Source organism: Streptomyces beijiangensis, assembly GCF_017315755.1.
GTDB classification, from domain to species: domain Bacteria; phylum Actinomycetota; class Actinomycetes; order Streptomycetales; family Streptomycetaceae; genus Streptomyces; species Streptomyces beijiangensis.
This window is the reverse complement of sequence record NZ_JAFLRJ010000725.1, coordinates 1-229: the sequence shown is the minus strand read 5'-3', so window position 1 is coordinate 229 and position 229 is coordinate 1. Positions and strand designations below refer to the sequence as shown.

Annotated in this window: 1 protein-coding gene; it reads right to left on the bottom strand. The window is 70.3% G+C overall.

Annotated elements, in window-relative coordinates; translation table 11 throughout:
- The coding region (locus J0695_RS38665; RefSeq protein WP_206969526.1) for a tetratricopeptide repeat protein at positions 1-229 on the bottom strand (229 nt) is incomplete at both ends.

Sequence of the window (229 nt, the reverse complement as noted above, 5' to 3'; positions counted from 1 at the left end):
GTGGTCGGGTCCCAGGATCCGCTGGTGGTCGGCGATCACGGACACGTACAGCGAGATGGCCCGGGGCGTGTCACCCCCGGCGATGCAGGCGGAGGCGTGGTTGACCCTGGCGATGAGGGTCCATGGATGGTCGGGGCCCAGCACCCTTCCGTATTCGTTCATGGCGGCCTCGAAGAGGGTCAGAGCCCCGTCCACGGCGCCGGACGCCTGCTGCGCACTGGCGAGGGCG